The 22752-nt window shown below is 63.0% G+C and carries 15 protein-coding genes and 1 pseudogene (1 of these 16 cut by a window edge); 8 read left to right on the top strand and 8 right to left on the bottom strand.

The window, feature by feature from the left end; all coding sequences use genetic code 11:
- Position 1: 1 nt before the first annotated feature.
- The 6 genes from ACSQ3G_RS17220 to bglB form a co-directional block, all read right to left on the bottom strand.
- Positions 2 to 1054 carry a carbohydrate ABC transporter permease gene (locus ACSQ3G_RS17220; RefSeq protein WP_105440336.1) on the bottom strand — a complete coding sequence of 351 codons (1053 nt, stop codon included), beginning with the start codon at positions 1052 to 1054 and terminating at the stop codon, positions 2 to 4.
- Positions 1054 to 2070: a carbohydrate ABC transporter permease gene (locus tag ACSQ3G_RS17215; RefSeq protein WP_436110902.1), complete on the bottom strand. Its 1017-nt coding sequence runs from the start codon at positions 2068 to 2070 to the stop codon at positions 1054 to 1056. The genes ACSQ3G_RS17220 and ACSQ3G_RS17215 overlap by 1 nt, the downstream gene beginning before the upstream one ends.
- Before the next feature lie 195 nt (positions 2071 to 2265).
- Positions 2266 to 3534: an ABC transporter substrate-binding protein gene (locus ACSQ3G_RS17210; protein WP_046665355.1), complete on the bottom strand. Its 1269-nt coding sequence runs from the start codon at positions 3532 to 3534 to the stop codon at positions 2266 to 2268.
- 50 nt (positions 3535 to 3584) lie between these two features.
- On the bottom strand, positions 3585 to 6068 hold the full coding sequence (locus ACSQ3G_RS17205; protein ID WP_436110901.1) for a hypothetical protein: 2484 nt from the start codon (positions 6066 to 6068) through the stop codon (positions 3585 to 3587).
- A gap of 7 nt (positions 6069 to 6075) precedes the next feature.
- On the bottom strand, positions 6076 to 6912 hold the full coding sequence (gene kduI, locus ACSQ3G_RS17200; protein ID WP_105422789.1) for a 5-dehydro-4-deoxy-D-glucuronate isomerase: 837 nt from the start codon (positions 6910 to 6912) through the stop codon (positions 6076 to 6078).
- Entirely contained in the window at positions 6909 to 8009 is a 1101-nt protein-coding gene (gene bglB / locus ACSQ3G_RS17195) for a beta-galactosidase BglB (protein WP_436110900.1), read from the bottom strand. Before bglB ends, kduI begins: the two co-directional genes overlap by 4 nt.
- A 145-nt stretch (positions 8010 to 8154) precedes the next feature.
- Here bglB and ACSQ3G_RS17190 point away from each other — a divergent pair, with 145 nt between their 5' ends.
- The 7 genes and pseudogenes from ACSQ3G_RS17190 (at position 8155) to ACSQ3G_RS17160 (ending at position 16977) form a co-directional block, all read left to right on the top strand.
- Positions 8155 to 9204: a LacI family DNA-binding transcriptional regulator gene (locus tag ACSQ3G_RS17190; RefSeq protein WP_105431223.1), complete on the top strand. Its 1050-nt coding sequence runs from the start codon at positions 8155 to 8157 to the stop codon at positions 9202 to 9204.
- Between the two features lie 141 nt (positions 9205 to 9345).
- Positions 9346 to 9912: pseudogene (locus tag ACSQ3G_RS17185) on the top strand (SH3 domain-containing protein); the annotation flags it as partial.
- Between the two features lie 305 nt (positions 9913 to 10217).
- Entirely contained in the window at positions 10218 to 11492 is a 1275-nt protein-coding gene (locus ACSQ3G_RS17180) for an aspartate kinase (RefSeq protein ID WP_046605362.1), read from the top strand.
- Positions 11493 to 11572: 80 nt separating this feature from the next.
- A complete protein-coding gene (ptsP, locus tag ACSQ3G_RS17175; RefSeq protein WP_436110899.1) occupies positions 11573 to 13840 on the top strand; it encodes a phosphoenolpyruvate--protein phosphotransferase in 2268 nt (755 codons plus the stop codon).
- A 29-nt stretch (positions 13841 to 13869) separates the two neighbouring features.
- Entirely contained in the window at positions 13870 to 14952 is a 1083-nt protein-coding gene (gene prfA, locus ACSQ3G_RS17170) for a peptide chain release factor 1 (protein WP_105423656.1), read from the top strand.
- Positions 14949 to 15812, top strand: coding sequence for a peptide chain release factor N(5)-glutamine methyltransferase (prmC, locus tag ACSQ3G_RS17165; RefSeq protein WP_436110898.1), 864 nt, complete (start codon positions 14949 to 14951; stop codon positions 15810 to 15812). The genes prfA and prmC overlap by 4 nt, the downstream gene beginning before the upstream one ends.
- Positions 15813 to 16113: 301 nt before the next feature.
- Positions 16114 to 16977: a DUF4167 domain-containing protein gene (locus ACSQ3G_RS17160; RefSeq protein WP_436110897.1), complete on the top strand. Its 864-nt coding sequence runs from the start codon at positions 16114 to 16116 to the stop codon at positions 16975 to 16977.
- A gap of 82 nt (positions 16978 to 17059) precedes the next feature.
- Here the strand turns inward: ACSQ3G_RS17160 and ACSQ3G_RS17155 are convergent, their stop codons facing one another.
- Positions 17060 to 18148 (bottom strand): 3-deoxy-7-phosphoheptulonate synthase, encoded by a 1089-nt coding sequence (locus ACSQ3G_RS17155; RefSeq protein WP_436110896.1) that lies wholly within the window; start codon positions 18146 to 18148, stop codon positions 17060 to 17062.
- 385 nt (positions 18149 to 18533) lie between these two features.
- On the opposite strand from ACSQ3G_RS17155, the gene clpB reads away from it, so the two are divergent.
- The gene (clpB, locus tag ACSQ3G_RS17150; RefSeq protein WP_436110895.1) at positions 18534 to 21134 is read left to right on the top strand and encodes an ATP-dependent chaperone ClpB; all 2601 of its coding nucleotides are present in this window, start codon (positions 18534 to 18536) and stop codon (positions 21132 to 21134) included.
- Between the two features lie 78 nt (positions 21135 to 21212).
- Here clpB and ACSQ3G_RS17145 read toward each other — a convergent pair whose 3' ends face one another.
- On the bottom strand, positions 21213 to 22752 hold the 3' portion of the coding sequence (locus ACSQ3G_RS17145) for a M23 family metallopeptidase (RefSeq protein WP_436110894.1). The gene runs 401 nt beyond the window's last position; only the last 1540 of its 1941 coding nucleotides appear in the window; its start codon lies beyond the right edge, outside the window; it ends in the stop codon at positions 21213 to 21215.

Raw genomic sequence — 22752 nt, 5'->3', positions numbered from 1 at the left:
CTTACTTAAGGCCGGTGCCGGCAATGCCGGTGGTGATGAAACGCTGCAGGAAGATGAAGACAAGCACGACCGGGATCATGGTCACGACCGTCATCGCCAGGATGAAGTGCCACTGGACGTTCAATTCGCCGGAATAGATGCTCAGGCCCACTTGCAGGGTGTAGAGTTCGCGCCGCGACAATACGATCAACGGCCACAGGAAGTCGTTCCAGCGCCAGACGACCGAGAAGATCGCCAGAACCGCGAGCGCCGGTGCCGTCAGCGGCAGGACGATGCGCCAGTAGATCTGCCATTCGGACGCCTTGTCCATGCGGGCTGCGTCGATCAACTCGTCCGGGATGGTCAGCATGTACTGGCGCAGGATGAAGACGCCGGTCGGTGTCGCGACCGTCGGCAGGATGACGCCCCAGAGACTGTTGAACAGCCCGAGCGACGAGATGATCGAATAGAGCGGCACCATGATCACCGAAAGCGGCACCATCAGCGTCGCAAGGATGATCAGCATCGCGAGGCCGCGGCCCTTGAACTCGTATTTCGACAGCGCGAAGGCGGCCATGGAATTGACGATCAAGGTGATCAGCGTCGCCGTCACCGTCACGAAAACGGAGTTCCACAGGTAGCGCAGGAAATCGAACTGGGTGAAGGGCGTCGTGTAGTTTTCCGTGGCGAACGAGACCGAGCGGACCGGCGTGCGGTCGCCGATGTTGACGCGGACGATTTCTCCGGGCGTCGTCGGATCGACCATCTGGGCGACGAGACCGATGCGGCGCACCTCGGCCAGCACCTTGGTCGAACCATCCGGCATCTTGGCTTCGAAGAGCTGCAGCGGCTTGTCATAACCCTGGACCGTCGCCTGGCTGGTGACATAGGGCAGGATGGACGGCGGGAATTCGGCAAGGGCTGCCGGCGTCTTGAAGGACGAAAAGGCGAGCCAGACGGCCGGACCGAACATAATGATCAGGCCGCCGACGAGCCAGACCCAGGTGACGATATCCGTCCAGTGCCAGCTTTTGCCGCCGCGACGGCGCAGAATGAAGCGAGAGGCGACACCCATCAGCGTTTCCCCTTCTTTTCGCCACGCTGGCCTATGCCGAGCTGGATCAGTGTCAGGACGACGAGCACGAGGCCCATCAGGATCGAGGCGGCAGCGGCGAGGCCCGGATTGCGGAGCACCGAGGCAAAGCCGGTCTCGTAGATGTACTGGGTCAGGTAGAGCGTGCTGGTCCCCGGACCGCCGCCGGTCAGCACGTAGACCTCGTCGAAGATCTGCACGGCCTTGATCAGGGCGAGGACCACGACGACCAGAAGGTTCGGCGCGAGAAGCGGCAGCGTGATGCGCCGGAACACGCGCGCCGGCTTGGTGCCGTCCATTTCGGCAGCTTCATAGAGATCCTTCGGGATCGCCTGCAGGCCGGCGAGCAGGATCAGCGTGTAGAGGCCCATATGCGCCCAGATCGAGACGCCGATCGTGGCGATGAAGGTCCAGTTGCGGTCGGTGAGCCAGGTATAGGGCTCGATGCCGAACTGGTAGAGGCCGAAATTCAGCAGGCCCTGGCGCTGCAGGATCCACTTCCAGATCAGGCCGACGACCACGGGCGACAAGAGGACCGGGAAAAAGAACACGGCGCGCCAGAAGGAGCGGGCGGCGAGATCGCGGTTGAGGATCAATGCCGTGATCAGCGACACGCCGATCATCAGCGTCACCTGCAGGATCACGAACCACAACGTGTTGCCGACGGCGGTCCAGAAGGCATCCTCCTGGCAGGACATCGGGTCGAGGTAGTTCGTGCAGGTGAAGAGGCGCTGATACTCCTCGGCGCCGATGAAATTACGCTCGGAAAGGAAGAAGGCCGTGCCGCCGGTCATCGAATAGACGAAGTTGATGACGAGGGGCAGGAGCACGAAAATGCCGAAGATCAGCATGTTCGGGGCGAGGAACACGGCCGCCATGCCGCCGATGCCGGTCGCCTTCTGGACGGCGCGGAGCGGTATGTCGATGATGCGCATCAGGAGATGCACGGGCGCCATGAGAAGGCTGCCGAGACGGTCGGTGAGAGACGTCGTGCTCATGTTCGTATTCCATCCCTCCTTGTCTTCTTGTCCGGATGACGAGGCTCGCCCCTCATCCAGCCTACCGGCACCTTCTCCCCGCAGGCGGGGAGAAGGGATTTGCCGCGCCGTCGCCGGTCACCCTCGCCCGCCTACGGGGAGAGGGTGCGCCGAGCGGAGCGGAGGCGGGGTGAGAGGCTCACCCCAATGCTGTCATCAAAGGCCGCTGTCCTTGACCTTCTGGGCGATGTCGGCGTCGATGCGCGTGAAAGCGTCATCGAGTTTCAGTTCGCCGGCCAGCGTCTGACCGACGCGGGTGACGACCGCGGCATAGACCGTGTCGGACCAGCGCCAGCCGGGCAGCTTCAGGGCGGTGTCGGCCGTGGTCTTGGATGCCTCGACATATTTGGTCAGGGCAGCCTTGGCGAAGGCGTTGTCGGTCTTGAAGTCGAGGCCGCCCTTGTCGACGACGCCCTTGTGGCCGGGCAGGAAGAGGGTGCGCTCGGAGAATTCCTTGACGATCTTCTCCTGGGCGAACCAGTCCATGACGGCCGCGACGTCCTTCGGGTTCTTGGTGTATTTCACGGCGACGAGTGCCGCGCCGCCGGGCATGCCCGTGCAGGCTGCCGGGCCGCAGGGGCTGCCGGTCGCCACCCAGTCAAAGCTGTTGCCGATCTTGGTGGTGAGGTTCGCCACCTGCCAGGAACCGGAATAATAGAAGGCGAGCTGGCCGTTGATGAAGTCTTCGGCTGCGGCGCGGTAGGTCGAGCCGGCTGCGGAGACCCAGACGTCCTTGGCGAAGGAGCCTTCGCCGACCCAACCGACGAACTTGGTCAGGAAGTCCTTGGCGCCCTTGTCGAGAGGTGCCGGCTTGCCGTCCTTGCCGACATAGTTGGCGCCGTAGGACAGGAGCGGAGCGGTCAGGCGGTGGCCGGAGCGGTCGATCGCCATGGCGAACGGAAGCTTCTGGCTGTCCTTGACCTTTTTGGAAGCAGCCGCCCATTCTTCCCAGGTGGCCTTCGGGCCCGGAAGCGGAACGCCGGCCTGGTCGAACAGGGTTTTGTTGGCATAACCGCCGGTCAGGGTGATCTGCGTCATGAAGCCGGAGATCTGCTTGGAGCCGTCCGGACGCATCCAGTCGGCCTGGGCGCCAAAATTGTCGTCCCAGTACTTGGCGTCCTTGACCAGCGGGCGCAGGTCGAGCCAGTGCCTGGAGAGGTCCTTGATCGCCGTGACGCGGGCGATGTCCGGGCCGTTGCCGGCTTCGAGCTGCACGGGCAGCTGGTCCTTGATGACGCTGTAGGCAACGTTGTCGAGGATGACGTTGATGCCCGGGTTTTCCTTCATGAAACGGCCAACGAGGTCCTTCATGACGTCGCCTTCGACGCCGTCCGAATACCACATGATCCGCACGTCGCCGGCATGTGCTGCCGTCGACATGAGAAGGGCGAGCGCAGCGCCCGCCAGAAGCGATTTGGTTTTCATGCTCATTTCCTCCTCTGAATGGACGGGCCTCCACCCGTCCGGTTTTTAGATCACGAAGCGCTCAGCATCGTCGCTTCGCCTTTTACTGTGTAATCCGCCCGCGTGATCACGCGGCCTTCGGCTTCCACGGAGCCGTCTTTCCTGAAGCGGACGGTACCATATTCCGGGTCCTCGACAACGACGGTGCCGTCGGATTCCTGTCTCGGGGCGAGCCCGCTGAAGCGGTACTCGACGGCAGTGAGATTGTCCGCTTCGCAGACGCGGACAATCCAGCGTGTCTTCTGGCCGTATTGGCGCAGTTCAGCCCCTGCCGACGGACCGTCGGTGACGGCCTCCAGCTTCGAGGCGGTGCGCAGCATGACGGCGCCCTTGCCGGAGCGGGCAAGCGCCACGCCGCCGGAAACGAGTGTTTCGTCGAACTCGGCCTTGGGGAACCAAGCATGGGTGAAATCCGGCTGTTCCTCATAGGTGGTGAATTCGAGGATCGCTAGACCGCGGTATTGCTGCGCGCGGGGGATGGTGCCGCAGCCGCCCCAGTAGGACGGGCGGCCGTAGCCGAACTGGATGGTCTCGCCCGGATGATTGATCCAGATCGCAGCTTCCGGCTTGTCGCCGAGGCGCAGATGCAGGATGGTCTCCTGGTAACCCCATTCGTCCCAGCGGTAATGAGCCGTCGAGCCCATGGCGAAATGCTCGCCCTTGTAGTGGTAGAGCGCCGCAAAGGAATTTTCGCCCTGGGCGAAACGCCATTCCTGGTGCTGGCTGCCGCGGTGATCGGCAATCGCGGCGAATTCGGCAGGGATTTCGAGACCATGATCGCGCAGGCAGACGGCCATCTGCGGCAGGCAGTGGACGCGGCGGCCGTACCAACCCTTGCCCCAGAGCAGGCGGGCGACGCCGGACAGTTCCAGCGAGCGGCCGGCGCAGAGCGTGTGCTCGTAGGAGCGGCCTTGCGCTGCCGTCACCATGCCGTGATGGGCGGAGCGGGCGATAATTTCGCAGAGGCGGACAATGCCCGCCTTGGCGCGGTCGGCGATATCCCTGTCAGGCGAAAGGGCTGCAAGCGCCGTCAGGCCCTTGAGATCGATCGGGAAATAGGGGGCGGAGTTGAACTCGGCCATTTCCCAATGTTCGAAATGGTCGAGCCAGGCGCGGACGCGGGCGGCACCGACCTTCGCCTGCTCCGAACCCTTGCGGCCGGAACGGGCGAAGGTGGCGTCTGGGAGCAGACTGCCGCCGAGATAGGCCGAGGTGTGGAACAGCAGCGCGTGGTTTTCGGAGAAATACCACTGCACGTCGTTACCCGGTTCATCCATCCAGTAGCGGTAATTGAGGATGGCACCGTCGATGCGGGCACGGGTCTTTTCGTTGATGTCCTTGCCCCAGACGGTGCGCGACCAGATGAGCGGCACCAGCGAGAAGTCGGCGCAGTCGTGGCAGTCCTCGATCGAGGGCAGGATTTCCTCGATCATCGCATCCGTATCGGGGCCGGAACGGCCGCTTGCCAGACGGGCGAAGGCGCGGACCGTATCGCGTTCGGAATTTTCCGAGATTTGCGCCAGGGTCTCGGTGATGCGATCGCTCAGCGATGCAGGAGCCTGCCCTTGGCTTTCGGCGTGGCAGATCTCGACGCCCAGCGAACGGGACACGACGAAGCCGCCGGCATTGAGGGTGATGCGGAAGTGGCGGAAGTCGGCGGGCGCCTTTTCCGACGGGCCGATATTGAGGCTTGTGGCGCCGGCGGCCAGGGTGAAGTCGAAATCGAAGCGCTCGCGCGACATGAAATCGCCTTCGACCGCGACATTGACCTTAACCTCGACCGGCAGGGGCGCGGAGAGAAGCAGGGTGATATCGCCGCCGAAATAGTGCTGGCGGTCGAAATACATGGTGTCGAGCGCCTTTTCGAGGCTTGCGGCGACGGGGCTCGTGACCGGAACCGGCATGGCGACACTGGCAGCCGGGCCGGAGAGATAGTCGAACTGATAGAAATAGCGGGCGTCACGCTCGGCGAGGTCGTCGAAGAACAGCGTGATCTCGTTGAGGCCGGCGACCAGCGGCAATTCGAATTCCTGCTTGGCTTCGAGATTGCGGCTGTAGGGCGCCATCCAGCCGGCTTCCGCGCCGTTGACCCAGATGACGGCGCCGCCGCAGGTGCCGAGGCGGATCTTCGCCGTGCCGGCTGTTTCCGCCTCGATATAGGTGCGGGTCCAGGTGGCGAGCCGGGTCGGGCGGAACCAGAAGCCGGAGAGATCGAGCCGCGGCGAACCGAAAGGCAGCCACCAGCGGGTGGCGTCGAAGGAGCCGCGGACATCCGGACGCTTGCCGCGATAGGTGTCTGCAAAGATGGTGCGGCACGGATATTCGTGCGGAATGAAGTTCTTGACCTTGGTCAGGAAGAAGAACGGGTCCATCTCGCCCTTCATCGGGGCATCGGGCACGTCGAAACGCTCTTCGGCGATGCGGCCGAGCTGCCAGTACCGGACGGCTTCGCCCGGCTTCAACGTCTTTCGCATCCAGTTTGCTTCGGGATTCATGGCAGTCTTATCTCAGCTCGCTCAGGGCCACGGGGGCCACGTCGTTGTATTCCTGGTTCTCGCCGGTCATGCCCCAGACGAAGGCGTATTGCGCGGTGCCGGCACCCATATGGATCGACCAGGCGGGCGAGAGAACCGCGTCGAGGTTCTTGACCACCAGATGGCGCGTCTCTTCCGGGCGGCCCATCAGGTGGATGACCCGCTCCTCTTCGGGCAGGTCGAAATAACAATAGGCTTCCATGCGGCGCTCATGCAGATGCGGCGGCATGGTGTTCCAGATGCTGCCGTCGGCAAGGTCGGTGATGCCGAGCAGAAGCAGGCAGGACGGCGTGACTTCCGGATGGATGTACATGCGCAGGTTCCGCAGATTGGCGCGCTTGGGATCGCCGAATGTCAGCATCTTCGATTCCGACCGCTTGATGAGGCGGTGCGGAATGTCGGCGCCTGCAGGAACGGAATTCATGTAGAACCGGGCCGGCTTTTCGGCCGAGGCGCTGGCGACGGAGATTTCCTGGGCGCCGCGGCCGACATAAAGCACGTCGCGGTTTTCCAGGGTGAAACTCTTGCCGTCGACCGAGACGACGCCGGTGCCGCCGAGATTGGCGATGCCCATTTCTCGGGCCGACAGCAGGAAGGGCGTGCCGATCTCTTCGCCCGAACCGAAGCTCAGCGTCGACGATACCGGAACAGCGCCGCCGACGATCAAGCGGTCGACATGGGTGTAGGTGAAGCTCACCCTGTCGGCCTGGAACAGGTCTTCCATCAGGAATTCGGCCCGGAGGCGGGCGGTGTCATAGGTCTTGATGTCGTTGGGGCCAGCCCCGTAGAGAACCTTCATCGTCATGCTGTCTCGCCTCCCGGTTCCACATGCCGGATGGCTTCGGAGAGGCACAGGATCGCAAGCGCCTGTCCGTAGCCGGTCGGCTGGATGGGAATATCCCGATAGAATTGCAGGTCATGGCCCATGCGCGTTCCATAGGAAACGTTGAGCACGGTGCCGGTTTCATCGATATTGGCAAGCACCGCTTCAACGGCCTTGAGGCCGGCGGCGCGCCATTCAGGGGTGCCGAGGCCGAGGCGGTAACCCTTGAGCAGGCCGTAACCGAAACCCGCCGTCGCCGAGATCTCCTCGTAGGAGGACGGGTCGTCGAGCAGAGTGCGCCAGGCGCCGGAAGCGGCCTGCAGCGGCAGCAATGCGTTGACCTGCGCCGTCAGCACGCCGAGCAGGAAATCTTTTACCGGTTTCGAAACCTCGGCGAGGTCGAAAAGGTCGAGCATGCCGGCGGTGATCCAGGCATTGCCGCGCGCCCAGCGGGCTTCCGCAAAATTATGGCGGCCCTGGAACGTCCAGCCATGGAACCAGAGGCCGGTCTTCGTGTCGGCGAGGTAACGGGAATGGACGAGGAACTGTTTTGATGCCTCATCGACCAGTTCGCGGCGACCGCTCGCCTCGCCGTAGGAGGCGAGGAAGAGGGCGACCATATAAAGCGTATCGTCCCAGAGCTCGTCGTTGTTGACCTTGTCAGAGACGTGGTGCTCGAAGGCGCCTTCCTCGGTGCGGCCCATCTCGCTCATGACGCGGTCCGCCCAGGCGTCGAGAACCGGCTTCCAGCGCGGGTCGCGGGTTTCGCGCCAGAGGACGGAAAGGCCGAGCATCGGCGCCGTGGTGTTGACATTGAGCGTCGGGAGCCCGGCTTCGATGCGGGCCGAATACCAGTTCTCGATCAGCGCCTTCAAATCGTCGCGGCCGGTGAACAGCCAGAGACGGATCAGGCCGTAGAGGCCCACGCCCTGCGGCCATTCCCAGCTTTCGAAAGAGATATAGTCGCCGGCGGTCCCGTCGAGATTGGGTTCGTGGAAACGGCCATCGTCGCGAAGCCCGGTTATGCCGGTCACGAGGCGGTCAAGCTTTTCACGGATGTCCCGGGCTGAAAGGCCCATGTCTCAATTCCTCCCTGTGCTGCAGCATTTGCTGCGCAGCATTGCGATCCGCTTCTCCCAAGCGTGCCTTCATGAAAACATCTGAAAATTGATTGCGCAATCTGAAAATTTTTTGCAGTGTGCGCATCGATGATGGGAGGATGTCATGGCGGCGACGATCGTGCCGGGCAAGCGCGGCAAGAAAAGCCGGCGGGTGCGGCTGGAGGATATTGCGGGAAAGGTGGGCGTGTCGCTGAGCACCGTGTCGCGGGCGCTGGCCGGCGAGAAGGGCGTGCGCGCGGACATCCGCCAGCGGATCATGGAGGCTGCGAAAGACGCCAATTACGCAATGCCGACGCCGGTCGCCGGCAAGAAGGTGATCCTGGCAGCTTCGAGCGCAGCGATGATCGACTACGTGCGCAACCAGTTCACGCTCTATGTGCTGGAAGGGTTGCGGGATCGCGCGCAGGCTCTCGGGCTCGATATCGTCACCCGCGCGGTCGCCGACCAGTCGGAGGAAAAGGTGGTGCTGGAGGAGGCGCTGGTCGATCCGGACGTCGCGGGACTGCTGTTTCTGACCGTCGACGACGAAGGAATGCTCGAGGCCACCCGCGGCTTCGGAAAGCCGGTCGTGCTGATCAACGGTGACGATCCGATGATGCGGCTGTCGAGCGTAACCCCCTGCAATCGGTCGGCGGCGCATCTGGCCACCGACTATCTCATCCGGCTGGGGCACAAACGCATCCTCTTCCTGATGCGTCCGGGCCGGCGGACGATCGACCGGCGCCGCGAAGGCTGGCAGGATGCGTTCCAACATCACGGATTGCCTTGTCCCCCGGATCTCGTCGTGCCGGTCGAGGACTGGCTGCCGGAGCTTGCCGCCCAGGCGATTAGCGAGCGGTTGCGCAGGAACGGGCTCGATTTCACCGCCGTGCTGACGGCGGGCGACAGTCTCGCAGTCGGCGCGATGATGGGGGTGCAGCAGATGGGTTATACCGTGCCGGGCGACGTTTCGGTGATGGGCATGGACGACCTGCCGCAGGCCGCCTTCCTCAATCCGCCGCTGACCACAGTGCATGTACCGATGCGCGAGCTCGGCGCCGTGGCGCTCGATCTTTTACGGGACGGGATGACCGGATTTGCAAATCCGGCACGGCGGGTGGAGCTTGCTTGTCACATTGCCGAGCGGCAGTCGACCGGACCGGCCAGAGGCTAACCCCGGCCAACTCGTTTATTCATGCGCCATTCAGAGCCGTGCTGGAACAATGGGAACGTCTCGAACATTGATATCCGGCGAAATCCGTTCGGCAGATTGTCAGTCCGGTTCGCGCGTTATTGGTTTCTCAGGAGGAAGCCCGTGAAGAAAATTCTGATGTCCGTTGCGGCACTTTGCGCCCTGTTCGCGGCGCCGTCGATTGCGGATGCGGCCGTGCGCGGGGTTGCCACGGCCAATGTCAACATGCGGTCCGGGCCAAGCACCGGCTATCCGGCCGTCGACGTCATTCCGGTCGGTGCGGCGGTAACGATCTACGGCTGCATGAGCAGCGTCAACTGGTGCGACGTCGCCTTCGTCGGCGGACGCGGCTGGGTGTCGGGCAACTACGTGCAGGCGACCTATCGTTCCAACCGCGTCTATGTCGCCCCCGACTATTACGAGGGCCTCGGCATTCCGATGGTCACGTTCGACGTCGGCAACTATTGGGGCCGCTACTATCGCGACCGCGACTTCTATCGCGATCGCGATCGTTGGGATCGCTACGACTGGAGACGCGAATCGCGCCTTCCGCCGCCTCCGCCCTCGCCGCCGCGCTGGGATCGTGACGGAACTCCACGTTGGGACCGGGATCGCAGCTGGAGGCCGGGCGACCGGCAGCCGCCGCTTCCGCCAGTCTGGCAGGGAGATCGCGACCGTTTCTACAGGGATCGGGGTTGACTGCAGCCGGCCCCTCCGCGGTTCGGCCGTGAGGATGACCCGCAACCCGAACCGCTGATCCCGCCCAAAAATTCAAGGAGGCCGCCTACGGGTGGCTTTTTTGCGCCCGGCATTCGGGCAAGCTCACACCGAAGCGTACCGTTCGGCTATGTTCTGACCATTGCGCCTTTTCAGCCTTTTCGATAAGAGACGCCGCAACTCGATGATCCTGTCACAAACGACGGGATTTCGGAACGGTTTGAAAGCAGGCGCCCAAGGCTCCCGAGCCTCTTGGCGAAACAGTGGTTTTTGTCGGTATGGCTCGCATCGTCATGAAGTTCGGCGGCACTTCGGTCGCCAATCTCGAACGCATTCACAACGTCGCGCGCCATGTGAAACGTGAGGTTGAGGCAGGGCACGAGGTCGCGGTCGTCGTCTCCGCCATGTCCGGCAAGACCAACGAGCTCGTCGGCTGGGTTCAGGACATGCCGAAGGTCTCCGGCGCCAACTCGCCTTTTTACGACGCACGCGAATATGACGCCGTCGTCGCATCCGGCGAGCAGGTGACGTCCGGCATTCTCGCCATCGCCCTGCAGTCGATGGGCATCAACGCCCGGTCCTGGCAGGGCTGGCAGATCCCGATCCGCACCGACAGCGCCCATGGGGCAGCGCGGATCATGGAGATCGACGGTTCCGAGATCGTCAAGCGGATGGGCGAGGGCCAGGTGGCTGTCGTTGCCGGCTTCCAGGGGCTCGGCCCGGACAACCGGATCGCCACGCTCGGCCGCGGCGGTTCCGACACGTCGGCGGTGGCGATCGCGGCCGCGGTCAAGGCCGACCGCTGCGACATCTATACGGACGTCGACGGCGTCTATACGACCGACCCGCGTATCGTGCCCCAGGCGCGGCGCATGAAGAAGGTTTCCTTCGAGGAAATGCTCGAAATGGCGTCGCTCGGCTCGAAGGTTCTGCAGGTGCGCTCGGTCGAGCTCGCCATGGTCCATAAGGTCCGCACCTTCGTGCGTTCCAGTTTCGAGGATCCCGATGCGCCGGGCATGGGTGACCTTTTGAACCCGCCCGGTACTTTGATTTGCGACGAGGAAGAAATCGTGGAACAGGAAGTCGTCACCGGCATCGCCTATGCCAAGGATGAAGCGCAGATCTCGCTCCGGCGCCTTGCCGACCGGCCGGGCGTGTCGGCTGCGATTTTCGGCCCGCTCGCCGAAGCGCATATCAATGTCGACATGATCGTGCAGAACACGTCGGAAGACGGTTCGCGCACCGACATGACCTTCACCGTACCTTCGGGCGACGTGCAGAAGGCCATGAAGGTGCTCGACGACAACAAGGAAAAGATCGGCTTCGACGTCGTCCAGACCGAATCAGGCCTGGCGAAAGTCTCGGTCATCGGCATCGGCATGCGCAGCCATGCCGGCGTTGCCGCGCACGCTTTCAAGGCACTTGCCGAAAAATCCATCAACATCAAGGCGATCACCACCTCGGAAATCAAGATTTCGATCCTGATCGACGGTGCCTATTCCGAACTCGCCGTTCGGACTTTGCATTCCGCGTACGGTCTCGATAAGAGTTGAGAATGAACCGTTTGGACGCGCCGGCAGTTGTGGGCGTCGTCTTGCGGCTGGGGTGACCTCGTTTCGGGAGAGCATAGGCGATGAGAGACCTGTCGGCAGGTCCGCGCGTTCTGTTGAAGCGGCTGCGCGAGTTGATGGCGGAGCCGCTCGAGCCACAGGAGCGCCTTGACCGGATCGTCCGCCAGATCGCCAGCAACATGGTGGCCGAGGTCTGCTCGGTCTATGTGCTCCGCTCCGACGGCGTTCTCGAACTCTACGCCACCGAAGGCCTCAACAAGGAAGCCGTCCACACTTCGCAGCTGAAGATGGGCCAGGGCCTCGTCGGCACGATCGCGGCCTCCGCGCAGCCACTCAACCTTTCCGATGCGCAGGCGCATCCAGCCTTCCGCTATCTCCCCGAAACGGGTGAGGAAATCTACCATTCCTTCCTCGGCGTGCCGATCCTGCGGGCAGGCCGCACGCTTGGCGTTCTCGTCGTCCAGAACAAGGCGAGCCGCAACTATCGCGAGGACGAGGTCGAGGCGCTCGAAACCACGGCGATGGTGATCGCCGAGATGATCGCCACCGGCGAGCTCAAGAAGATCACCCGGCCGGGCCTCGAGCTGGACCTCACGCGTGCCATCACCATCGATGCCGACGCCTATAACGAAGGCATCGGCCTTGGCCATGTGGTGCTGCACGAACCGCGTATTGTCGTCACCAATCTCCTCAACGAAGATGCGGAGAAGGAAGTGATCCGGCTGGCGGAATCGCTCGGGTCCCTGCGCATCTCGATCGACGACATGCTGTCGCGCCGCGAAGTATCCCAGGAAGGCGAACATCGCGAGGTGCTCGAAACCTATCGGATGTTCGCCCACGACCAGGGCTGGGTCCGCCGCATGGAAGAGGCGATCCATAACGGCCTGACGGCGGAAGCCGCGGTCGAGAAGGTCCAGAGCGATACCAAGGCGCGGATGATGCGCCTGACCGATCCCTATCTGCGCGAGCGGATGCATGATTTCGACGATCTGGCCAACCGGCTTCTGCGCCAGCTGACGGGCTTTTCCGGCCGCGCCTTCGACGAAGGTTTCCCGACGGACGCCATCATTCTCGCCCGCGCCATGGGTGCGGCCGAACTGCTCGACTATCCGCGCGCCAGCCTGCGCGGCCTGGTGCTCGAAGACGGAGCCGTGACGAGCCACGTGGTGATCGTTGCGCGGGCCATGGGCATTCCGGTCGTCGGCCAGGCGGCGGGTGTCGTGGCGCTTGCCGAAAACGGCGATCCGATCATCATCGACGGCGACGATGGCCAGATTCATCTGCGGCCGGTTCTCGACCTGCAGAAGGCCTACGAGGAAAAGGTGCGCCTGCGGGCCCGCCGGCAGGAGCAGTTCAAGGCGCTGCGGGACGTCGAGCCGGTCACAAAGGACGGCAAGCGCATCAGCCTGCAGATGAATGCCGGCCTGCTGGTGGATCTGCCACAGCTTGCCGAGTCCGGCGCCGACGGCATCGGTCTCTTCCGCACCGAACTGCAGTTCATGATCGCCTCGACCATGCCGAAGCTCGAGGAGCAGGAGAGCTTCTACCGCAACGTCATCAAGCAGGCGGCCGGCCGCCCGGTGACGTTCCGCACCCTCGATATCGGCGGCGACAAGGTTGTCTCCTATTTCCGGGCCCAGGAAGAGGAAAATCCGGCGCTCGGCTGGCGGGCGATCCGCCTGTCGCTCGATCGTCCAGGCCTGCTGCGCACCCAGCTTCGGGCGCTGCTCCGGGCCTCTGCCGGCGCCGAGCTCAAGATGATGCTGCCGATGGTGACCGAGGTTTCGGAAATCCACGCGGTGCGCGAGCTGATGCAGAAGGAAGTGCAGCACCTTTCGAAATTCGGCCACAGCCTGCCGCGCAAGCTGCAGTTCGGGGCGATGCTCGAAGTGCCGGCGCTGATGTGGCAGCTCGACGAACTGATGGCGGAAGTGGATTTCGTCTCGGTCGGTTCGAACGACCTGTTCCAGTTCACCATGGCGGCGGACCGCGGCAATGCCCGGGTTTCCGATCGTTTCGACAATCTCGGCAAGCCGTTCCTGCGCATTCTGCGCGACATCGCGCGGGCCGGCGAACGCAACAAGACGGTGGTGACGCTGTGCGGCGAGATGGCGGGCAAGCCGCTCTCCGCCATGGCGCTTCTGGGGGTCGGTTTCCGCTCGGTTTCGATGTCCCCGACTTCGATCGGACCGGTCAAGGCGATGCTGCTCGGGCTTGACATCGACAAGCTGTCCGCCGAATTGAACGTGGCGCTCGACGATATAAGGTCGACGGAGCCGATCCGCGCGCTGCTTGTGCGGTTCGCCGAGGCCAACAATATTCCCGTCTAGCGGATAAAAAGAATAAACGGAGTTAGTGGGTGGCGAAGCTTCCTATCGAAAAGATGCGCGAGCTGGAACGCCGGTTCGGCGAGATCGAGGCGCGCATGTCGGAAGGCCCGGCTGCCGACGTCTATGTGAAGCTGGCGTCCGAATATTCCGAACTGCAGCCGGTGGTGCGCAAGATCCGCGAATACGAGAAGTCGATCGCGGAAGTGGCCGACCTGCGGGCGATGCTGACCGACAAGGGCACCGACCGCGAGATGCACGAGCTTGCGGAAATGGAGCTGCCGGAAGCCGAGGAACGGCTCGAGGCGCTGGAAAAGGACATGCAGGTCCTGCTTCTGCCGAAGGACGCGGCCGACGAGAGGAGCGCGATCCTCGAAATCCGCGCCGGAACGGGCGGCAACGAGGCGGCTCTTTTTGCCGGCGACCTGTTCCGCATGTACGAGCGTTATGCCGCCACCAAGGGCTGGAAGGTCGAGGTGTTGTCGGCAAGCGAAGGCGAGGCGGGCGGCTACAAGGAAATCATCGCGACTGTGACCGGACGCGGGGTGTTCTCCAAGCTGAAGTTCGAATCCGGTGTGCACCGTGTGCAACGCGTGCCCGATACGGAAGCGAGCGGCCGCATCCACACCTCGGCGGCGACCGTGGCCGTGATGCCGGAGGCCGAAGAGATCGATATCGAAATCCGGCCGGAAGACATCCGCATCGATACGATGCGCTCGTCGGGTGCCGGCGGCCAGCACGTCAACACCACGGACTCCGCGGTCCGCATCACCCACATGCCGAGCGGCATCGTGGTGACCAGTTCGGAAAAGTCTCAGCACCAGAACCGCGCCAAGGCGATGCAGGTGCTGCGCACCCGCCTCTACGACATGGAGCGCCAGAAGGCGGACAGCGAACGTTCCGCCGACCGCAGGAGCCAGGTCGGCTCCGGCGACCGGTCCGAGCGCATCCGCACCTATAATTTCCCGCAGGGGCGGGTGACCGACCACCGGATCAACCTGACGCTCTACAAGCTCGACCGGATGATGGAAGGCGATATCGACGAAGTGGTCGATGCGCTCATTTCCGACTACCAGGCCGGCCAGCTGGCGCAGCTCGGCGAGCAACACGGATGACGACGCTCGGAGCAGCCGTCGCGGATGCCAGATCGCGGTTCTCGGCGGCGGGCCTGCCGGATGCGGCGATCGAGGCACGGCTGCTGATCGGCGGGTTGCTCGGGCTTTCCAGCACCGAAGTCTTCACCGGCGGCGAGCGGCTGCTGACGGAGGAGGAAACCTCCCGAATCTCGAAAGCGGTCGAGCGCCGCTTGAAACGGGAGCCCGTGCACCGCATATTAGGATTACGTGAATTCCACGGCATGGAGCTCCTGATTTCGAAGGAAACGCTGGAGCCACGCCCGGACACCGAAATCCTGGTGGATTCGATGCTTGCCTATGTGAGGCAGATTGTCGCAGACAAGGGTTCGGCACGTATTCTCGATCTTGGTACCGGAACCGGAGCGGTCGTTTTGGCACTGCTGAAGGAAAGCCCAAAGGCCCAGGGGATCGGCAGCGATATTTCGCAGGATGCCCTGCAGACGGCGGCGCGGAACGCGGCGCGGCTGGGAATGGCCGAGAGATTTCAGGCGGTCCGCAGCCATTGGTTCGACGCAATTTCCGGCCGGTTCGACATAATCGTGTCAAATCCGCCCTATATACGAAGCGATGTTATCCCCGCATTGGACCCGGAAGTCCGGGATTTCGATCCGCTGGCAGCGCTAGATGGAGGTCCGGATGGGCTCGAAGCCTATCGCGCGATTGCGGCGAGTGCAGGAGATTTCCTCGAAAAGGACGGCGTTATCGGCGTCGAGATCGGGTTCGATCAGAAGGAAACCGTGACCGCGATTTTCCGCGTCGCCGGCTTTACGCCGGTGGAGGCGGTCCGCGATTATGGCGACAACGATCGGGTTCTCGTATTTACCGTGAATCATCCTTGATTTTGCAGGCAAAAGAAAAGGCTTGGATTTCCGGAGGAAGCGGGATAGCTTGCAAATACGCACTGGGACGGCTGGGAATGAACAGCGATTCGTTCGGGTTACAGGGCAACCCTTTGATCCTTCTCTTTTCGAAGAGTTGCGAAGGTTGAACAATTCCCGGTGCGTGAATCAGTTAATTTGACTTTCACAAGCGGCAGGACGCTTTGATCGGCCTGTGCGCGGCACGCGAAGTCTTGTTCGGCTCTGTCCGGCAGACCGCGTGGCCCCTTATCAGCGAAGACAGAGAATTGGTGAACGATAGATGAGGCCAGGACAGCAGAACAAACGCGGTCGAGGTCGCGGCAGTAACAATAATAACAATAGTGGCGGCGGCGGCGGAAATAACAACTTCAACCGTAAGGGCGGCAATCCTCTCAGCCGCACCTACGACAGCTCCGGCCCGGACGTGAAGATCCGCGGGACCGCCCAGCATATCGCCGAAAAATATAGCCAACTCGGCCGTGATGCCCAAAGCTCCGGCGACCGTGTGATGGCGGAGAACTATCTCCAGCACGCCGAACACTATAACCGCATCATTGCCGCCGCACAGGCGCAGATGCAGGATCGGTTCCAGCACGACAATCGTGGCGACTACCAGGACCGGGACGGCAACGTTCAGGATCAGGACGACATGGACAATAGCGACGGCGAGGACAACGGTTACTCGCAGCAGCCGTCCATGGATGAGGCTCCGCAGCCGCAGGTCCAGCAACAGCAGCCGCGCCGGGAGCAGCGTGAACAGCGCGAGCCCCGTGAACAACGCGAACCTCGCGACCAACAGCGCGAACCTCGCGAACAGCGTGACCAGCAGCGCGAACGCCCCCGCCGCGAAAACCGTCAGGAACAGCCGGCAGTGGCAGCGGTTCCGACCCAGGTCGCAGCACCTCAGCCAGTCGCTCCGGTCATGGATGGTTCCGGCCCGCAGCCGGTGATCGAAGGCACGCCTGCCGAAGTGGCGGTCGAGGAAGAGGCACAGGCAGAAGCGGCTCCGCGCCGTCGTCGCGCCGCCGGCAGCCGCCCGCGTCGTCCGCGTCGTGGCGAAGGCGCCGGTGAAGAGGGTGGTTCCGAAGGCGAAGCCTCGGGCGACGGCTCGCAGCCGGCCCTGGCGGATGCAGCTTCTGAATAAGCCATCCTTCAAATAACGAGATCAAAAAGGCCGCTCGGGAAACCGGGCGGCCTTTTTCTTCGAGCGGAGATTGCCTTCTGCTTCAAGCCGTCGGCTGGCGCCGATCACGGACGGAGCGGGCAAGCTCCTCGAGCACCAGGACCGATGTCTCCCAGTCGATGCAGCCGTCGGTGATGCTCTGGCCGTAGACGAGAGGCTTGCCGGGCACCAGATCCTGGCGGCCGCCGACGATATTGCTCTCGATCATCATGCCCTTGATGGCCATGTTGCCGGCAGCGATCTGCGTCGCAACGTTCTTGACGACCAGCGGCTGGTTCATCGGATCCTTGCCGCTGTTGGCATGGCTGGCATCGATGAGAATGCGCGGCTCCAAACCGCGTTTTGCGGCATCCCTTGAAACGGCCTCGACGTCGGCCGCGTCATAGTTCGGCTGCTTGCCGCCGCGAAGGATGACGTGGCAATCCTCGTTGCCGGTCGTTGTGGCGATCGCGGCCCGGCCGTCCTTGGTCACCGCCGGGAAATGGTGCGTCTGCGAGGCGGCCAGTATGGCATCGAGCGCAACCGCGACGCCGCCATCGGTGCCATTCTTGAAGCCGATCGGGCAGGAGAGGCCGGATGCGAGCTGGCGATGTACCTGGCTTTCGGTCGTACGGGCGCCGATCGCGCCCCAGCTGACGAGGTCGGCGATATATTGCGGGGTGATCGTATCGAGGAATTCGCAGCCGGCCGGAAGGCCCGTCGCATTGATGTTCAGAAGAAGCTGCCGGGCGATCCTCAAACCCTCTTCGATCCGGTAGCTGCCGTCGAGATGCGGGTCGTTCATCAGGCCCTTCCACCCGACGGTGGTGCGGGGCTTTTCGAAATAGACGCGCATGACGATTTCGAGGTCGCCGCTGAAACGTCGTCGCTGTTCTTCCAGCCGGGCCGCATAGTCCCGCGCGGCCGCGGGATCATGGATCGAGCAGGGACCGATGACGACGATCAGCCGGTCGTCCTCGCCATGCAGGATGCGGTGGACGGTGTCGCGCGTCCTGGTCACCGTCCCGGTAACCGCCTCGTTGCGCGGGATTTCGGCGATGATGTCGGCGGGTATGGTTAGCGGTGTGATCTCGACGATGCGCCGATCGTCGATCGTATCTATCGAGGCATTGGCGGGTTTGGCATTCGGCACGGGTATGGCTCCTGTTTGGTGCTACCGTGCGGAATTGAAAAAGCCGCCAGGTAGACTAGCGGCTTGAGGGAATGTCGTTGCGTCGAAATCAGCTACGCACGGACCCGCATCCGCTGGGGAAAGCGGTAGCTATAAAATCGCGAGGCGTTGGCGGACGTGAAAGACATGCGGTTTTCTGTATTCGCTCGATTGTGGATTGTCACGCGGAAAATTTGCGAGGTTTCCGCTCGCGGATTTTGAGCTTCTGAACACTTTAAACACGAGAATCCGCTTACCATATTTCCAGCAACGCCGAGACTTCGGCAGGGCTCGCCTTTGAGGGAGCTCAATCTCAATCATCGGTCCGTGCCTTATAATGGGCGGGTCGATCACTGGAGGTACCAGAATGAACATCGAAAAATACTCCGAGCGCGTCCGCGGTTTCCTGCAGTCGGCTCAGACCCAGGCTTTGGCTTCGGGTCACCAGCAGTTCACGCCCGAACACGTGCTGAAGGTGCTGCTCGACGACGACCAGGGCATGGCGTCCTCGCTGATCGACCGGGCGGGTGGCAATGCCAAGGAAGCGGGCATCGCCAACGACGCCGCACTTGCCAAGCTTCCCAAGGTTTCCGGCGGCAATGGCGAGATCTATCTCTCCCAGCCCCTCGCCAAGGTTTTCTCGACCGCGGAAGAGGCAGCCAAGAAGGCCGGCGACAGTTTCGTCACCGTCGAGCGCCTGCTTCTGGCGCTTGTCATCGAAACGTCGGCCTCGACCTCCGCGACCTTGAAAAAGGCTGGTGTGACCGCGCAGGGGCTCAACCAGGTCATCAATGACATCCGCAAGGGTCGCACGGCCGACGGCGCCAATGCCGAGGCCGGTTTCGAGGCCCTGAAGAAATATGCGCGCGACCTGACGGCGGAAGCCCGCGACGGCAGGCTCGATCCGGTGATCGGCCGCGACGACGAAATCCGCCGCACGATCCAGGTTCTCTCCCGCCGTACCAAGAACAATCCGGTGCTGATCGGCGAGCCCGGCGTCGGCAAGACGGCGATCGCCGAAGGCCTGGCGCTGCGCATCATCAACGGCGACGTGCCGGAAAGCCTGAAAGACAAGAAGCTGATGGCGCTCGACATGGGCGCCCTGATCGCTGGCGCCAAATATCGCGGCGAGTTCGAGGAGCGCCTGAAGAGCGTCCTGAACGAAGTGCAGTCGGAAAACGGCGAGATCATCCTGTTTATCGACGAGATGCACACGCTGGTGGGCGCCGGCAAATCCGACGGCGCGATGGATGCGTCCAACCTCCTGAAGCCCGCGCTTGCCCGCGGCGAACTGCATTGCGTCGGCGCCACCACGCTCGATGAATACCGCAAGCATGTGGAAAAGGATCCGGCGCTTGCCCGTCGTTTCCAGCCGGTCATGGTCGAGGAGCCGACGGTCGAGGATACGATCTCGATCCTGCGCGGGCTCAAGGAAAAATACGAGCAGCACCACAAGGTCCGCATCTCGGATTCGGCCCTGGTTGCGGCTGCTACGCTTTCCAACCGCTACATCACCGACCGGTTCCTGCCCGACAAGGCGATCGACCTGATGGACGAGGCCGCATCGCGGCTGCGCATGCAGGTGGATTCAAAGCCCGAGGAACTCGACGAACTCGACCGCCGCATCATGCAGCTGAAGATCGAGCGCGAAGCCCTGAAGAAGGAAACCGACAGCGCCTCGGCCGACCGGCTGCAGCGTCTTGAAGGCGAAGTGACGTCGCTCGAAGAACAGGCGGATGCCCTGACGGCCCGCTGGCAGGCGGAAAAGCAGAAGCTCGGCCTTGCCGCCGACCTGAAGCGGCAGCTCGACGAGGCCCGCAACGAACTGGCGACCGCCCAGCGCAAGGGTGAGTTCCAGCGTGCCGGCGAGCTGACCTATGGCGTGATCCCCGAACTGGAAAAGCGCCTCGTGGAAGCGGAAGCCCAGGATACCTCGACCAATGCCATGGTGCAGGAAGTCGTGAACCCGGATGCGATCGCCCACGTGGTGTCGCGCTGGACCGGCATCCCGGTCGACAAGATGCTGGAAGGCGAGCGCGACAAGCTGCTGCGCATGGAAGATGAACTGGCAAAATCCGTCATCGGCCAGGGCGACGCGGTCCAGGCTGTCTCGCGTGCGGTTCGCCGTTCGCGCGCAGGGCTGCAGGATCCGAACCGGCCGATCGGCTCGTTCATCTTCCTTGGCCCGACCGGTGTCGGTAAGACGGAGCTGACGAAGTCGCTGGCCCGCTTCCTGTTCGACGACGAGTCCGCGATGGTTCGCCTCGACATGTCGGAATACATGGAGAAGCATTCGGTCGCGCGGCTGATCGGTGCGCCTCCGGGTTATGTCGGTTACGAGGAAGGCGGCGCGCTGACCGAGGCGGTGCGGCGCAAGCCCTACCAGATCGTGCTGTTCGACGAGATCGAGAAGGCGCATCCGGACGTGTTCAACGTTCTTCTACAGGTGCTCGACGACGGGCGCCTGACGGACGGGCAAGGCCGCACGGTCGACTTCAAGAACACGATGATCATCATGACCTCCAATCTGGGAGCGGAATACCTGACCGCTCTTCGCGAGGGTGAGGATTCCGAAAGCGTGCGCGAGCAGGTGATGGACGTCGTGAAAGCCTCGTTCCGGCCTGAATTTTTGAACCGCGTCGATGAGATCATCCTGTTCCATCGCCTGAAGCGCAACGAGATGGGCGCGATCGTCGATATCCAGATGAAGCGGCTGCTGCTGCTGCTGGCGGAGCGTAAGATCAGCATCGATCTCGGTTCGGACGCCCGCGAATGGCTGGCCGACAAGGGTTACGATCCGGTCTACGGCGCTCGTCCGCTGAAGCGGGTGATCCAGAAGTTCATGCAGGATCCGCTCGCAGAGCAGATTCTCGGCGGCCAGATCCCGGACGGCTCGGCCGTTGCGGTCAGCGCCGGTTCCGACCGGCTGCTCTTCCGGGTCAAACGGGTGGTGAGTGAGGCTGCGTAAGCCGAACCGAACGTTAAAAAGCAGAATGGCGGCTTCGGCCGCCATTTTTGTTCGTGCCCAACTGATCCGGTAAAGGCCTCAGCGGCTGGCGACCTCGTCGGCCGACTGGGTGTTGAGGATCGTATCGATCCGCTTGCGTTCCTCTTCGAAACGGGCGAGCGCCTTGCCGTTCAGCGAATTGCCGCCCGGCAGGCGGATCTTCATCGCATCGACCTTGGTGCCATTGACGATCAGTTCGTAATGAAGGTGGGCGCCGGTCGATTGGCCGGTGGAGCCGACGTAACCGATTACCTGGCCTTGGGTGATCTTGGCGCCTTCGCGAACACCTGGCGCGATGGCGCTCTGGTGATTGTAGGAGGAGACGTAGCCATTGGCATGACGGATGAGCGTCTGGTTGCCATAGCCGCCGGAATCCCAGCCGGCCTTTTCGACGATGCCGTTGCCCGTGGCGATGATCGGCGTGCCGCGCGGGGCGGCCCAGTCGGTGCCGGTATGCATGCGGGAATAACCGAGCAGCGGGTGGCCGCGCATGCCGAAGCCGGAGGTCATGCGGCCGTTCGGAAGCGGGTTGCGCAGCAGGAACTGCCGGATGCTCTTGCCGTCCTCGTCGAAATAATCGACCGCGTTGTCGTCGGGGTTCTGAAAGCGGTAGAAGCGGCTCGTCGTGTCGCCGAACCGGGCGTTGACGTAAAGCAGCTGGGAATCCCTGTTCGCCTGGCCTTTTTCGTCGGCGACCGAGAAGAAGGCCTCGATCTTGTCCGTCGGCTTCAGCTGGGCCTGCAGATCGACATTACTGGCAAGCAGTTTTACCAGCGTGCCGGTCATCTCCTTGCTCATGCCGTAGGAGAGGGCTGCCCGGTAGATGCCGTCGTAGACGCGCGGCAGTTCTCGGCCGGCAACGATCTGTGGTGATTGTTCGCTGAAGGCGGAGGCGACCGCATCCAGCATCGGCGGCTCCTGGCCATCCACAAAGCGGCCGCGATCGTCGAGAGCGACGGTTACCCGGTGGTCGCCGCGCCGATAGAGGCTGGCGCGGACGACGAGGACCATGTCGCCTTCCTGGATGACGCCGATGCGCAGCACGTCGCCGATGGAAAGGTTGGCCTCGCCGAGGCGGGACTGCAGGTAGCCGGAAATCTCGCGCGCCTTGCCTTCCGGATAACCGACCTCGGTCATTGCCTGGCTGACCGTCTCGGCCTTGCGGACCGGAATGATGTCGTCGGCATATTCGCGGGTGCGGGCGTTGATCGCCTCAGGCACAGAAACCGAGATGTTTTCCTCGACGACACGGGCCGACAGGCCGGCGGTGATGTCAAGGCCGCCGCCGTCCTCCTTCGACGAGAAGCGTTGCGGGTCGACATAATAGAGTGCCGAAAGCTGGCCGCTGCCGTCGGTGAGCACGGAACCGTTGGAGCGGACGTTTTCTTCGACCTCTTCCAGCGTCATCGCCTGCGCGAAGGCATACATGCTGCCCTTGATGGGGAAGGCCACGGTCTGGAGACTGACCTCGGACTCGACATTCGAGCCGTAGATAACGCCGGCACGCGCGGCAGGCGGCGGCGGGGTCTCGCTCGACGAGAAGATCGTCATCGGGTCGAAGTTCGGGTAATCTTCCTGC

The sequence above is a fragment of the Neorhizobium tomejilense genome, assembly GCF_964254135.1.
Taxonomy (GTDB): Bacteria; Pseudomonadota; Alphaproteobacteria; order Rhizobiales; family Rhizobiaceae; genus Neorhizobium; species Neorhizobium tomejilense.
The sequence above is the reverse complement of the archived record's forward strand: the minus strand, read 5'-3'. Positions and strand labels throughout refer to the sequence as shown.